Here is a 13,487-nt window from a genome sequence, read left to right on the forward strand (position 1 = left end):
TCTTGGGCTTTTTGCCCACAAACAACCAAGGGGCCTGACGGCCCCTTGGTTGTTTGTGCTGTTGACCTCGTCAGACGCTGAAACTCGACCCACAGCCGCAGGTGGTGGTGGCGTTGGGGTTCTTGATCACGAACTGGGCGCCTTCGAGGTCTTCCTTGTAGTCGATCTCGGCGCCGGTGAGGTACTGGTAGCTCATGGCGTCGATCAGCAGGGTGACGCCGTTTTTGGTCATGGTGGTGTCGTCTTCGTTAACGATTTCATCGAAGGTGAACCCGTACTGGAAGCCTGAGCAACCACCGCCCTGCACAAACACGCGCAACTTCAGATCCGGGTTGCCCTCCTCGGCCACGAGGTCGGCCACCTTGGCGGCAGCGCTGTCGGTGAAGATCAGCGGGGCGGGCATGTCGGTCTGGATGTTGTCGGCAACAGCGCTCATGGGAAGGGTCCTCGGCGGGAGTGGTTCAGGGCGCGAATGGTAAACCAAATCGCTCGGATATGCCGCTCAGCTGGCGATTGCCGCCAGCTTGAGTGTGGGTTTGTCGTTGACACCTTCGGCGAGTGGCAAGAGCTGCCCGGAAATGGTGGCACCCTGGTGCATTTCCAGCGCCCGGTAGGTCACGTCACCCGTGATGCGTGCCTTGGGCTGCAATTCGAGCAGCTCGGTGGCCCACACCGGCCCCAACACCTGCCCGTTGATGATGACGTGCCCGGCCCGCACCTCGCCGCGCACCGTGGCCGCTTCGCTGATGACCAGCAGCGATGGCACCTCCGGCTGGGCGTGGAGGTTGCCGGTGATCTGACCATCCACCCGCAAACCATCGGTGAACAGAACGTCGCCACGGATTTCGGTGCCGATCGCGATCAGGCTCTTGATCGGGGGCTGCTTCTTCTTGCCAAACATCGCTTCTCCTGGCCGCGAGGGCACGGGTGGATCACAGCTTGTGTGTGTAAGACGCCTTCTCGGCGCCTCCCTGCATCAAGCGGACGGTGGCGCTTTTTAGCACGGCGGTGGGTGGCAGGTCGAGCTGCCCCTCCAGCCGCAGGTGCTGGCGCAGGCTCAGCGGCTGCGGCGGCGCCTCCTGGCGCCAGGGGCGCCCATCCAGCGTGCCCGTGAGCGTGATGAACAACTGCCCGCTGAACTCGGGTGGCTGCCGCTCCGACTGCATCACCAGCAACTGCCAGGCCACGCGCTCGTCTGACACGCGCTGCACGCGCAGGCCACGCACATGGATGGCGCCCGAGCCCGTGCTGGGAATGAGCTGCTCGAAAAAGGCGAGGTCGGTACCGAGGCGCCGGTTCTCGTCTTCCAAGCCGCGCAGTTGTTGCTTGAGTTGCTCCAACGTCGAGCGTTCAGCCAGCAACAGGCTGTCGGCCGTGTTGGCTACCGATTTCAAATCGGCCAGCTCCGCCAGCACCTGTTGGTGTTCCACACGCAAACGCTGCAACTGGCCACGCGTGTCGTGCTCCACACCTGCAATTTCCTTGCCGAACTCAAAGGCCCACAAGGCCAGTGCGCCCGAAAAGCCCAGCACCACGGCAGCCAGCAGCCAGCGCAGCGGCCAGGGCAGCGCGCTGCGCACGGCCATGCGGGGGGCACTGATGGTGAGGCGGCGGCGGAGGAGTCGAAAACGCATAAGGTCGCCGATTGTGCGTCAGATGCCTGTGACCGAGCCAGAAAAACAAAACCGCCCGAAGCAAGCTGCTTGCGGGCGGTTGAGGGCGTGAGCCGGAAGCGATTAACGCTTGCTGAACTGCTTGGCGCGGCGTGCGGAACGCAGACCGACCTTTTTACGTTCAACTTCGCGGGCATCGCGGGTCACGAAGCCGGCTTGCGACAGCGCGGGCTTGAGGGCCGCGTCGTAGTCGATCAGCGCGCGGGTGATGCCGTGACGCACCGCACCGGCCTGGCCGGATTCGCCACCACCGTGCACATTGACCTGCACGTCGAAGGTTTCGGCGTGGTTGGTCAGCAGCAGGGGCTGCTTGGCGATCATGATCGAGGTTTGGCGACCGAAGAACGCTTCGATGTCCTTGCCGTTGACCGTGATCTTGCCGGAGCCTTTTTTCAGAAACACGCGGGCGACGCTGGATTTGCGACGGCCGGTGCCATTGTTCCATTCACCAATCATCTCAAGGCTCCTTTAGATTTCCAGCGGCTTGGGCTGCTGGGCGGTGTGGGGATGCTCTGCACCACCGTACACCTTGAGTTTCTTGATCATGGCGTAGCCCAGCGGGCCCTTGGGCAGCATGCCCTTGACGGCTTTTTCCAGCGCACGGCCAGGGTGCTTGGCTTGCATGTCGCGGAAGTTGGTGCCGTAGATACCGCCGGGGAAGCCCGAGTGACGGTAGTACATCTTGTCCAGGGACTTGGTGCCCGTGACTTTGATCTTGGCGGCGTTGACGATGACGATGAAATCACCGGTATCGACGTGGGGCGTGTAAATGGCTTTGTGTTTGCCGCGCAGACGGAGGGCCACTTCGCTGGCGACCCGACCGAGCACCTTATCGGTGGCGTCAATCACAAACCACTCGTGCACCACGTCAGCGGGTTTGGCGCTGAACGTTTTGGTCATGTTGCTACTGAGTGAGGTTTGGCGGGACCTTTTCCACGGTCGGTGTTTCTCTGAAGGAAACCTCTTAGGTGGGATACAGAACCTGCGTTCTGGCTTCGCCGCGGGACCCAAAAATCGCTGCGAAGCCCGCCATTATATGAAATCCTGGCCTGGGCCGCAAATACCGCTGGCGGACCGTGGCGGTTACCATCGCCCCATGTTCAGTTACCGACACGCCTTCCACGCCGGCAACCACGCCGATGTGCTCAAACACATGGTGCTGGTCGCCACGCTGAAATACCTCGGCCAGAAAGACACCGCACTGACCGTGGTGGACACCCACGCCGGCGCCGGTCTGTACCGGCTCGACCAGGACCAGGCACAAACCTCGGGCGAGGCCTCGGGCGGCGTGCTCAAATTGCGCGCGGCCCTGGCCGGCACCGACCCCGCCACCCTGCCCGAAGCCCTGCGCGACTATCTGGAGATGGTGGCCCGCTTCAACGACGGCGGTCCCTTCAAGCACTACCCCGGATCACCCTGGATTGCCCACGCACTGATGCGCCCGCAGGACAAGCTCAAGCTGTTCGAAGTGCACCCCACCGATGGCCGGCTGCTGACCCGCAACGTGGAAGGCCTGGGGGCGGGCAAACAGGTGGAGGTGCTGCGCAAAAACAGCTTTGACAGCCTGAAAGCGCTGCTGCCACCGCCCAGCCGACGTGGCCTGGTGCTGATGGACCCGAGCTACGAACTCAAGACCGACTACGAGGCGGTGGTGGCCTGTGTGCTGGATGCGCTCAAGCGCTTCCCCACCGGCACCTTCGCCATCTGGTACCCGGTGATCGCACGGCCGGAGGCGCACGCCATGGCCAAAAAACTCAAGACCCTGAGCACCCAGCACCAGCGCCCGTGGGTGCAGGCCGAACTGGCCGTGGGCCACACACCCGATGGCACACCGGTCAAGACCGGCGCCCGCCCGGCCACCCAAATGCGAGCCAGCGGCATGCACATCATCAACCCGCCGTTTACCCTGGCAGCCCAGCTGCGCGAGGCGCTGCCGGTGGTGCTGACGCACCTCAAGGGCAAGGTGGGCGCGGGCTGGACGGTGGAGCACGGCGGCTGACAACGCGGCATATGGGAGAGGCCGACATCGGAGCCGCAAAAAAGCAAAAAGCCGGTCCGCGAACGGACCGGCCTCATGCAGGGCAAGCGAAAGACTCTCAGAACTTCCAGCCCAGGCCCACACCGAACAGCACGGGGTCAACCTTGAAAGTCCCCGCTTTGACGCCGCCGGCGCTCACGTCGGTCTTGATGTAGACCTTCTTGACATCGATGTTCAGGTACATGTCCTTGGACAAAGGAATGTCCACCCCGGCTTGCAGGGCAAAACCAACGCTGTTGCGCTTGACGTCGGCTGCGCCGCCCAGCACATTGACCGAGCTGAAGCGGGTGTAGTTCAGGCCTGCGCCGACGTAGGGCTTGAAGCCTGTCGCATCGAAGTGGTACTGCACCGTCAGCGTGGGCGGCAGGTGCTTGAGCGTGCCGATGGCCGCACCGTTGGAATACACGGTGTGCTTCTGCGGTACCGTGAGGATCAATTCCGCCGCGACGTTCTTGTTGAAGAAGTAGGTGAAATCCACCTCGGGCAGGGTCTTGTTGTTGACGGTGAGGCCCAGGCCGGTGCTGTCGGTGTTAGCGCTGTCCAGGTGCACCGCACGCGCACGGACCAGCAGATCGCCGGCCTTGAATTCCTGCGCCATGGCAGCGCCCGAAAGCATGGCGGCACAGGCGGCCGCCGCTATGAAAGTCTTGTTCATGATGGTGTCCGTACCCAGTGGGTACCGCTGTCGGGAAAATCCCCGAAGCCCATTGGAACCCTGCACAGAGTAGGGTTATTTGATCCACATCAAATCAGGGTTAACCAGCATAACGGTCCTTGACCTGGATCAAGCCGCGACCCCCATCAGGGCTGGATCAGTTGCACTTCCGACACACCCTGCTGCCGAATGCCCAAGGCCTCTGCGGCTGCGTGGCTCAAATCGATGATGCGACTCTTCAAGTGGGGGCCGCGGTCGACGATGCGCACCAGCACCTCGCGCCCGGTGCGCAGGCTGCGCACCAGCACCTCTGTGCCGAAGGGCAGGGTAGGGTGAGCTGCGGTCAAGGCGTTTTTGTCGTACCGCTCGCCACTGGCGGTCAGGCGGCCATGGAAACGGTTTGCGTACCAGGAGGCCTGTCCCTGTTCCAGCACCAGGGGTATTGCGGCCGGCACGCCGACCCGGCGGTCGATGGGGTCTTGCCAGATGGTGGCCGGCTCGGCATCTGCCATCACATGCGCGGCAGCGACGGTCAGACACCACCCCAACAACCAGCGCGAAATCACAGCCTGCGCCTTCAGCCCAGCGGTAGCCGGCGCACGATTTCCAGCGTGGCTGCGCTCTGGTTCATGGCGTAGAAGTGGATGGCGGGCACGCCGCCGTTGAGCAACTGCTCACACAGGTCGCTCACCACGTCCAGACCAAAAGCCTTGATGGACGCGGTGTCGTCACCAAAGGCTTGCAGGCGCAGGCGTATCCAGCGCGGAATTTCGGCACCACAGGCATCGGAAAAACGCATCAACTGCGTGGAACTGGTGATGGGCATGATGCCCGGCACCACCGGGATGTCCACGCCCAGTTTGTGCGCATCGTCCACGAAGCGGAAGTAGGCGTCGCTGTTGTAGAAGTACTGGGTGATGGCCGAATTGGCGCCCGCCTGGGCCTTGGCGACAAACGCGCGCAAATCGGCCTCGGGAGATTTGGCCTGCGGGTGCACCTCGGGGTAGGCCGCCACCTCGATGTGGAAATCGTCGCCGGTCTCGGCGCGCATGAAGGCCACCAGGTCGCTGGCGTAATGAAACTCGCCACCCAACCCATAGCCGCTGGGCAGATCGCCGCGCAAGGCGACGATGCGCTTGACACCCATGGCCTTGAGTTGCGCGAGCTGGGCGCGCACGCTCTCGCGCGTGGCACCGATACACGAGAAGTGCGAGGCCGCGTCCACCCCTTCGGCCAGGATCTCGCGAACGGTGTTGAAGGTGCCGTCCTGCGTGGAGCCGCCCGCGCCGTAAGTGACCGAGCAGAACTCGGGCTTGAGGGCGTACAGCTGCTGGCGCACGGCACGCAGCTTTTCGGCGCCTTCGGGCGTTTTGGGCGGGAAAAATTCGAGACTGATGGGCAGGCCCATGGTCATTCCTTGGAACAAAAAACAAAAAATTCGCGGTTGCCGTCACCCCCGGCAATGGGGCTGTCGAACCAGCCGCGCACCGACAAGCGCAAGGCCGCACAGGCCTCTCGCAGCCGTCGTTCGACCACCGCGTACCAGGCCGGATCGCGCACGATGCCGCCTTTGCCGATCTGCTGCGGCTGCAACTCGAACTGCGGCTTGACCAGCATCAGCAGGTGGCCACCCGGGCGCAGCAACGGCGCCAGCGCCGGCAAGACCAGCGTGAGCGAGATGAAGGACAGATCGCCCACCACGAGGTCAAAGTCCGCGCCCACCGCTTCGGCCGTGAGTTCACGCGCGTTGCATTTTTCGATGCAGCGCACCCTTGCATCGACGCGCAGCGCCGGATGCAGCTGTCCATGCCCCACATCCACGCCCGTCACCTGCGCCGCGCCGTGCTGCAACAGGCAGTCGGTGAAGCCACCGGTGCTCTGGCCCACGTCAAGGCAGCGCCCACCGCTGACCACCAAGCCAGCCTCGCGCAGCGCGCCTTCGAGCTTGAGCCCGCCACGCGACACATAACGCGACTCGGCGTTGTCCACCAGTTGCAACTCCACCGTCTCGCGCAGCTCGTCGCCGTTTTTTGCCACGGTTTTCCAGTCGCCCGCACCCAGGCGCCAGCGCACGCCCGCAGCAATCAGCCGCTGGGCCTGCGAACGCGAAGCCGCAAGGCCACGCTCGACAAGGAGTTGGTCAGCACGCACGGTGGAGCACCACAGACAAAACCCAGGGAGCCGCGGGTCCGGCTCTGCCGGCCCGCCAGCGCCGCCCCCTTGAGGGGGTCGCGCGAAGCGCGGCGGGGGTGTTCAATACCGATACGTGTCTGGCTTGTACGGGCCCTGCTTGGGCACGCCAATGTACGCAGCCTGCTCGTCGCTCAGCTCGGTCAACATCGCGCCGACCTTCTTGAGGTGCAGGCGCGCCACCTTTTCGTCCAGGTGCTTGGGCAGCACATACACCTTGCCCACGTCGTAGGCGTCGCTGTGGCTGAACAATTCGATCTGCGCAATCGTCTGGTTGGCAAAGCTCGACGACATCACAAAGCTGGGGTGCCCGGTGCCACAACCCAGGTTCACCAGCCGCCCCTTGGCGAGCAGGATGATCTTCTTGCCGTCCGGGAAAATCACGTGGTCCACCTGGGGCTTGATCTCTTCCCACTGGCAGTTCGCTTCCAGCTTGGCCACCTGGATCTCGTTGTCGAAGTGACCGATGTTGCAGACGATGGCCTGGTCCTTCATGGCCTGCATGTGCTCGAAGGTGATGACATCGCGGTTGCCGGTGGTGGTGACGAAGATGTCGGCCTTGTCGGCGGCCCACTCCATGGTCACGACCTTGTAGCCTTCCATGGCGGCCTGCAGGGCGTTGATGGGGTCGATTTCAGTGACCCACACCTGGGCGCTCAGCGCACGCAAGGCCTGGGCCGAACCTTTGCCCACGTCGCCGTAACCGGCCACCACCGCCACCTTGCCGGCGATCATCACGTCGGTGGCGCGCTTGATGCCGTCCACCAGCGATTCGCGGCAACCATAGAGGTTGTCGAACTTGCTCTTGGTCACCGAGTCGTTGACGTTGATGGCGCGGAACATCAGCGTGCCCTTGGCCGACATTTCTTTCAGGCGGTGCACGCCGGTGGTGGTCTCTTCGGTCACGCCAATGATCTGCGCGCTCTTGCGGCTGTACCAGGTGTTGTCCTCGGCCAGCTTGGCCTTGATGGCGGCAAACAGGATTTTTTCTTCGTCGCTGCCCGGGTTGGCCAGCACGCCCTGATCCTTCTCAGCCAGCTTGCCCAGGTGCATCAGCAGTGTGGCGTCGCCCCCGTCGTCCAGGATCATGTTGGGGCCTTCGCCCTCGGTGCCCTTGGGGCCAAAGTCGAAGATGCGGTGGGTGTAGTCCCAGTAGTCCACCAGGGTTTCACCCTTGACGGCGAACACCGGCGTGCCGGCGGCGGCGATGGCCGCAGCGGCGTGGTCTTGCGTGCTGAAGATGTTGCACGAGGCCCAACGCACCTGTGCGCCCAGCGCCTGCAGGGTTTCGATCAGCACGGCCGTCTGGATGGTCATGTGCAGCGAGCCGGTGATGCGCGCGCCCTTCAAGGGCTGCTTGGCCGCGAACTCTTCGCGGATGGCCATCAGGCCGGGCATTTCGGTTTCGGCGATCTTGATTTCTTTGCGGCCCCAGTCGGCCAGGGTGATGTCGGTGATGACGCAGTCGGTGTTGACGGCGTGGACGCGTGCGTTCATGTGGTGTGCTCCAAAACGAAGTTTGAGAACCACTTGCCGGGGGGAGAAAAGCGCTCACCACACGATAAGTGGATGAGCGTCGTTGCGAATCTGAACCCCGAGCCTCACGCGGCGCCAACTGGGCCACGCTGCAACGCTCCTCGGGAGAGCGCGAATTCTACCGCAGGCTGCGGAAAACGTTCACCGCAAACAGCAGGACAGAAGCCCCCACGACGATGGACGTGACGCCCACCACCGGCTCCACCTCGGTGTTGCCCAACACCAGCAGCGACAGCGACACCAGCAAGATCACCGCCCCCACCTGGTGCAGCCAGAACTGGATGCGCTCCAGCCGGCGGCTCATGCGGTCGCCAAAATGCAGCACATAAAAGCCGATCAGCGCCATCGACGCCCAACCCAACAAATTCACGTGGGCATGCACGGGCTTGAGCGTGTGGTCATGGCTGGCGCCCATGTAAATGCCCATGCCCACACCGATCACGAAATACACGGCGGCCGCCTTGAGCCATGCCATTGCCTGTGGGTTCATAACGTCGCGCTCCGGTGGATGAACGGACACGCAGCATAGTGAAAAAATTAGTTTGTGACAAATTGCTAAATGCCCTCGGCTATGCTCCCGGCCCATGCTGCCCTTGTCTGAATGGCCCGCCGCCGCGCGCGCCCCTGTCCACGGCGTGTTCACCGACATCGACGACACGCTCACCTGCGATGGCGCCATCGCCCGCGAAGCGCTGCAAGCCCTTGCCGAGCTGAAGCGTGCAGGCTTGGCGGTCTACGCCATCACCGGCCGGCCGGTGGGCTGGAGCCTGCCTTTTGTGCATGGCGCCGCCCCCTGGCCGGTGGACGCCATCGTGGCCGAAAACGGCGCTGTGGCCCTGCTGCCCGGCGGTGGTCGCCTGTACCTGCAGGACGCCGCCACCCGCGCCGCCAACTTCGCCCACCTGCAACACGTGCTGGCACGCATTGAGCGCGAGGTGCCTGGCGCACGGCGTGCCACCGACAGCCCTGGGCGCGAGACCGACATCGCCATCGACCACAGCGAGTTCACCCACCTGCCTGAAGCGGCCATCGAGCAGGTGGTGGCATTGATGCGCGCCGAAGGTCTGAACGCCACGGTCAGCAGCATCCACATCAACGGCTGGGTGGGTGAACACAACAAGCTGGTGGGCGCGCGCTGGATCCTGCAAGCCCACGCCGGCCGTGCGCTCGACGCCGAGCTGGACCGCTGGGTCTACGTGGGCGATTCGACCAACGACCAAGTGATGTTTGCCCACTTCACCCACAGTGTGGGCGTGGCCAACATCGCGCGTTTTGTCCCGCAACTCACGCACCTGCCCCGTTACGTGACACCGGGCGAGCGTGGGCTGGGTTTTGCGCAGGTGGCACAGGCCGTGCTAGAGGTCCGCGCGTGAGCGAACACCCTCTGCCCGCCCACGGCGCAGCGGGAGCGCCGGCCGCCCACGCAGGCCGTGGGCTGGTGGCGATTTTTGGCGCCACGTTTTGCGAACTGGTGGGTGTGTTCATGCTCTCGCCCCTGCTGCTGCTGCGCCTCACCGATGCCGGCATGTCCACCGCCGTGGCCGGCCTGTTTGCCGCCACGGTGTGGGTGGGCATCTTGTGTATGGCGCCCATGGCCTCGGCCCTCACGCAGCGCATCGGTCGACGGCCGGCGCTGTGGCTGTCGGCGGCGGTGCCGGTGCTGACCGGTCTGGGCTTTGCCCTCACCGATCAGCCGGCGTTGTGGTTTGTGCTGTACCTACTGGCCGGCATGGCGGGCGGCCTGCGCTGGGTGCTGGCAGAAGCCATCGTGGCCGAGTTTTCACCCAGCCACCAGCGCGGGCGCAACGTGGGCCTGTTCGAGACCATGGTGGGCACGACCTTCGTGATCGGCCCCGCCATGCTGGCCTGGGTGGGACCACAGAATGCGCAGGCCGTGTGGTGGGCGGTCGGTTTTCTGGCGCTGGGGCTGCTGGGCAGCCTGTCGGTGCCTGCCATGCCGGCAGCCCACGACGATGGCGATGTCCATGTTGGCCTGCGCGGCGTCTGGCACGCGCTGGTCACCCACCCCATGGTCATGGCCATCGGCTTCATCGGTGGCTTTTTTGAAAGTGGCCTCACCGCCATGCTGCCGCTGTACGGCCTGGCGCTGGGCCTGGGGGCCACGGCGGCGGCGCTGCTGGTATCGGCCAGTGGCCTGGGCAGCGCGCTGGTGATGTTGCCCGCCGGCGAACTGGCCGACCGCATGGCCCGCCATCCGCAGCAACGCTGGGGCGACGCGGCACACAGCCGACGCCGGCTGATGCGGGCCGGCGCCGGCCTGACGCTGGCCGCCACGCTGGTGATTCCCTTTGTGGCCGGCACGCCCTGGTTGGCCGCACCCGTGGCGTTTGTGTGGGGTGGTGCCGGTGGCAGCCTGTACACGCTGGTCATGATCGACATCGGCTCGCGCGAAACAGGCAACACCCTGGTCAACAGCACGGCCGTGCTGGTGATGAGCTACACGCTGGGCGGGGTGTTGGCACCCGCCCTGGGAGCGGCGGCGCTGCAATGGTCGCCCACGGTGGGATTTCCGGCATTGTTGCTGATCGTGGCGGGCGCGGGTTACGCGTTGCTCCGGCGATAAGCCACACACCTCCCCCTCAAGGCACCACCGCACCCGTGGTGTTGGCGGGACCGGCTGCTGTGGCGTGGTGGTGCGGCGCGTCCAGCAGGCGGTCGGCCAGGCCACCGCCCACCCACATGCCCAGCAAGGCGAGCCAGGCGGTGACGGCAAAGATGGCGCCCCCGGTCATGCCCGCGCCCACAGCACAGCCGCCCGCCAGCATGGAGCCAAAGCCCATGAGCATGGCACCGCCGATGTAGCGCGGCATGGTGTAGCCACCGCCAAAACCTTCGAGCTTCCATTCGCGGCCCACCAACGCACCGATCAGCGAGCCGGCAAACACGCCTGGCATCAGTCCCAACCCAAACGTCCAGGGCGCGTTGGGCTCGCCCAGCACCCGCATCAGCCATTCGGCCGATGGGCCGCTGAAGGTCATGCCCTGGATCTGCACCACCTCGAAAGAGTGCGACATGACCTGGTAGGTGCCCGCCCAGGCCAGCGCCACCATCAAACCGGTGCCCAGGCCACCAAACCATTTCCAGAAGCCCCAGCCGCTGCGCACCGCAAAAAACAAGGCCGCCGCCAGCCACACCAGGCCAAAAGCCAGGCCACCCCACGGCCCCACACCGGTGAGCGCCAGCAGGTTGCGGCTGTCGCCCCCCTCCACCGTCCACAGGGCCGACAGGGCTTCACGCCACGGCGCCAGAATGCCGCCCAACGCGGCCTGCGCTGTCACCGCAAACACCAGGCCCGACAGCAGCGCGCGCAAGTTGCCATTGGCCGACAACACCAGCAGCCGGCTGGCGCAACCGCGTGTCATGACCATGCCCACACCAAAGATCAACCCACCGATCAGCGCACCCGACAAACTGCCACGCGCCGACAACTGGCGCGCGCTGCTCAGGTCCAGTCCGCCCAGCAATACCATCAATTGCACACCCACCACGGCGGTGGAGAACGCCAGCAGCCACACGGCCAGCTTGTCGCCAAACTTGTGGTGCCAGAACTCGATGACGGCCGCGCGCAGACAGAATTTGGAGCGCTGACCAAAAAAACCAAAGCCGGCGCCCACCAGCGCACCACACACGGCCAACACCCCCGGTTCGCCGAAGCGCTCAATCCACGCCGTCCAATCCATGGCTTGCCTCAATTCAAATATCGTTGATCGCTGATATTAAGACTTTGGCAAGCCGCTGTGTTGACCGCGATCAAGGATGTGGCGTCGTCTCCAGGTGAGCGTCGCAACCCACACCCGCCGCGATCCAACGTGGCGCCAGGCGCCGCATCAGGGGCGCGACCCAGCGCCAGCCTGGGCGCAGCACCGCCTCGGGTTCGGTCAGGGCACCACACTGGTAACGGCCGGTCACATCGCTCCAGCGCAGCGCGGCACACGCGCCCCGGCGCCGGCCCGACAAGACCATGCCCAGCGGGCAAGGCTCACTCAGGCAACACACACCGCAGCCGTTGCAGGGCGCGCCCAAGGCGGGCTTTGGCGGGGCGTCGGGGTGGATCATCACCACCCGATGGGCGGAACTCACCACCGCAACCAGCGATGGCCGATCACAGCGCCCAACGCAGTGGGCACCCACATCCCCAGCACGTACCAGACGGCCAAAAACGGTGCGTCCGTTTCGGGACAATGCAGCGCGTAAGCGGCTGCCCCCACGCCGCCGGCCAGCCAGCCGGCCGCCGCGCCGGCCCAGGCCGGGCGTGTGGGGGCCAGGCCCCGCAGGTACCACAGGGCCAGGGCCAACATGGGCAGCGCGGTGATGGCCACGTTGATCGAACACACACGCCAGGTGCTGCCCCACAGCAAGCTGTCGCGCTGTGCGGGGTCGGCACCGGCCCACACCCACACGGCCCACACCCACAACAGCAACACAGGCAGGCCCAACCCAACACCCAGCGCGCCCAGGCGCATGCCCGGATGGCCCAATCGGAACACCGCCGCCGCGCCCAACGCGGCCACCGCCAGCGGCATGGCCACCTTGAGCGCAAACGGCGCGGTGCCCGCCACCTGGGCCAGATCGCCCCGCAGCCCGAACTGCGCCAACACCCAGGCCACGCCCAGCAGCACACCCGCGCCGAGCGCCACCACCAGGCGGCGCTCACCCACCTGACGCGGCACGGGCGCCGTGTCAGCGGCCAGCAGGCCAATCAATTCATCGGTTTTCACGTTGCTTCCTTCCACAAGCGCGCCAGCGCCTTGATACCTCGGTGCACGCCCACTTTCACCGCCGACTCGGACATGCCGGTCAAGCGCGCGGTCTCAGCCACCGACAGGCCCTCGATCTTGGTGTGGTGGATCGGCAGCCGCTGGTGGTCGGGCAAGGCCTCCAGCAAGCGGCCGATGTCGCGTTTCGAATCGGCCTCCTCGTCCACCGGCGCCACCAGCCAGTCGGCGGCATCGTTGTCGGGGTCGTCCAGCGGGTCGTTCAGGGCCTCGTGGCGCGCGCGCCTTCGCCACAAATCGACCAGCTTGTAGCGGGCCAGCGCATGCACCCAGGCCGTCAGCGGTTCACTCGGCCGGTAGGTGTGGCGCTGCGTGTGCACCGCCATCAGCGTGTCCTGCACCAGGTCTTCCACCTCGTCGGGCAGGCGTTGCAAGCGGCGCCGGAAATAGCCACGCAGCAACGTGCTCAGACGTTGCAGAAACACCCGATAGGCCGACGCGTCACCGTCCAGACCCGCCAGCAATAGCCCTCTGAGTTCTTGTTCCATGGCGCTTGCCTGTTCAGTTCGCGTCATGGGTGGAAAAGGTTACAGCTTGGGGCAAAAAAAAAGATTTCGCAGATTGTGCGCTTGGGCTGTAACCAATCGCTCCGGCGCCAC

The 13,487-nt window shown here is 65.0% G+C and carries 18 protein-coding genes and 1 riboswitch; of the genes, 3 read left to right on the top strand and 15 right to left on the bottom strand.

Annotated elements, in window-relative coordinates; all coding sequences use genetic code 11:
• Positions 1–70 precede the first annotated feature (70 nt).
• From erpA to rplM, 5 genes are all read right to left on the bottom strand, one after another.
• The gene (gene erpA / locus ACFQU0_RS14635) at positions 71–436 is read right to left on the bottom strand and encodes an iron-sulfur cluster insertion protein ErpA (RefSeq protein ID WP_382202028.1); all 366 of its coding nucleotides are present in this window, start codon (positions 434–436) and stop codon (positions 71–73) included.
• Between the two features lie 66 nt (positions 437–502).
• Positions 503–901: a bactofilin family protein gene (locus tag ACFQU0_RS14640; protein WP_382202030.1), complete on the bottom strand. Its 399-nt coding sequence runs from the start codon at positions 899–901 to the stop codon at positions 503–505.
• 31 nt (positions 902–932) lie between these two features.
• Complete coding sequence (locus ACFQU0_RS14645; protein WP_382202031.1) at positions 933–1,634, bottom strand: DUF6776 family protein; 702 nt, start codon at positions 1,632–1,634, stop codon at positions 933–935.
• A 102-nt stretch (positions 1,635–1,736) separates the two neighbouring features.
• Positions 1,737–2,129: a 30S ribosomal protein S9 gene (gene rpsI / locus ACFQU0_RS14650; protein ID WP_382202033.1), complete on the bottom strand. Its 393-nt coding sequence runs from the start codon at positions 2,127–2,129 to the stop codon at positions 1,737–1,739.
• A 12-nt stretch (positions 2,130–2,141) separates the two neighbouring features.
• On the bottom strand, positions 2,142–2,573 hold the full coding sequence (gene rplM / locus ACFQU0_RS14655) for a 50S ribosomal protein L13 (protein WP_382202035.1): 432 nt from the start codon (positions 2,571–2,573) through the stop codon (positions 2,142–2,144).
• A 196-nt stretch (positions 2,574–2,769) separates the two neighbouring features.
• On the opposite strand from rplM, the gene ACFQU0_RS14660 reads away from it, so the two are divergent.
• Complete coding sequence (locus tag ACFQU0_RS14660; protein ID WP_382202036.1) at positions 2,770–3,672, top strand: 23S rRNA (adenine(2030)-N(6))-methyltransferase RlmJ; 903 nt, start codon at positions 2,770–2,772, stop codon at positions 3,670–3,672.
• Positions 3,673–3,769: 97 nt separating this feature from the next.
• Here the strand turns inward: ACFQU0_RS14660 and ACFQU0_RS14665 are convergent, their stop codons facing one another.
• The 6 genes from ACFQU0_RS14665 to ACFQU0_RS14690 all read right to left on the bottom strand — a co-directional run bounded on the left by ACFQU0_RS14665 (position 3,770) and on the right by ACFQU0_RS14690 (position 8,582).
• Positions 3,770–4,366, bottom strand: a complete 597-nt coding sequence (locus ACFQU0_RS14665; protein ID WP_382202038.1) for an OmpW/AlkL family protein — start codon at positions 4,364–4,366, stop codon at positions 3,770–3,772.
• Between the two features lie 146 nt (positions 4,367–4,512).
• Positions 4,513–4,878: a septal ring lytic transglycosylase RlpA family protein gene (locus tag ACFQU0_RS14670; protein ID WP_382202040.1), complete on the bottom strand. Its 366-nt coding sequence runs from the start codon at positions 4,876–4,878 to the stop codon at positions 4,513–4,515.
• 65 nt (positions 4,879–4,943) lie between these two features.
• Entirely contained in the window at positions 4,944–5,774 is an 831-nt protein-coding gene (metF, locus tag ACFQU0_RS14675) for a methylenetetrahydrofolate reductase [NAD(P)H] (protein WP_382202042.1), read from the bottom strand.
• Between the two features lie 2 nt (positions 5,775–5,776).
• Entirely contained in the window at positions 5,777–6,517 is a 741-nt protein-coding gene (locus tag ACFQU0_RS14680) for a TlyA family RNA methyltransferase (RefSeq protein ID WP_382202044.1), read from the bottom strand.
• Positions 6,518–6,619: 102 nt separating this feature from the next.
• The gene (ahcY, locus tag ACFQU0_RS14685; protein WP_382202046.1) at positions 6,620–8,053 is read right to left on the bottom strand and encodes an adenosylhomocysteinase; all 1,434 of its coding nucleotides are present in this window, start codon (positions 8,051–8,053) and stop codon (positions 6,620–6,622) included.
• 67 nt (positions 8,054–8,120) lie between these two features.
• A riboswitch (S-adenosyl-L-homocysteine riboswitch) is annotated at positions 8,121–8,201 on the bottom strand.
• A 9-nt stretch (positions 8,202–8,210) separates the two neighbouring features.
• Entirely contained in the window at positions 8,211–8,582 is a 372-nt protein-coding gene (locus ACFQU0_RS14690; protein WP_382202048.1) for a hypothetical protein, read from the bottom strand.
• A 94-nt stretch (positions 8,583–8,676) separates the two neighbouring features.
• Between ACFQU0_RS14690 and ACFQU0_RS14695 the strand changes: the two genes are divergently transcribed.
• Together ACFQU0_RS14695 and ACFQU0_RS14700 are read left to right on the top strand one after the other, a co-directional pair.
• Entirely contained in the window at positions 8,677–9,465 is a 789-nt protein-coding gene (locus ACFQU0_RS14695; RefSeq protein ID WP_382202050.1) for an HAD family hydrolase, read from the top strand.
• Positions 9,462–10,676 (top strand): MFS transporter, encoded by a 1,215-nt coding sequence (locus ACFQU0_RS14700; RefSeq protein WP_382202052.1) that lies wholly within the window; start codon positions 9,462–9,464, stop codon positions 10,674–10,676. The genes ACFQU0_RS14695 and ACFQU0_RS14700 overlap by 4 nt, the downstream gene beginning before the upstream one ends.
• 16 nt (positions 10,677–10,692) lie before the next feature.
• Here ACFQU0_RS14700 and ACFQU0_RS14705 read toward each other — a convergent pair whose 3' ends face one another.
• From ACFQU0_RS14705 to ACFQU0_RS14720, 4 genes are all read right to left on the bottom strand, one after another.
• Positions 10,693–11,793 carry a YeeE/YedE family protein gene (locus ACFQU0_RS14705; RefSeq protein WP_382202054.1) on the bottom strand — a complete coding sequence of 367 codons (1,101 nt, stop codon included), beginning with the start codon at positions 11,791–11,793 and terminating at the stop codon, positions 10,693–10,695.
• Between the two features lie 70 nt (positions 11,794–11,863).
• Entirely contained in the window at positions 11,864–12,169 is a 306-nt protein-coding gene (locus ACFQU0_RS14710; RefSeq protein WP_382202311.1) for a hypothetical protein, read from the bottom strand.
• A 20-nt stretch (positions 12,170–12,189) separates the two neighbouring features.
• Positions 12,190–12,831, bottom strand: coding sequence for an NrsF family protein (locus ACFQU0_RS14715; RefSeq protein ID WP_382202056.1), 642 nt, complete (start codon positions 12,829–12,831; stop codon positions 12,190–12,192).
• The gene (locus ACFQU0_RS14720; protein ID WP_382202058.1) at positions 12,828–13,403 is read right to left on the bottom strand and encodes a sigma-70 family RNA polymerase sigma factor; all 576 of its coding nucleotides are present in this window, start codon (positions 13,401–13,403) and stop codon (positions 12,828–12,830) included. Before ACFQU0_RS14720 ends, ACFQU0_RS14715 begins: the two co-directional genes overlap by 4 nt.
• Positions 13,404–13,487: the final 84 nt, after the last annotated feature.

The organism is Hydrogenophaga defluvii (genome assembly GCF_042665235.1).
Classification (GTDB): Bacteria; Pseudomonadota; Gammaproteobacteria; order Burkholderiales; family Burkholderiaceae_C; genus Hydrogenophaga; species Hydrogenophaga defluvii_A.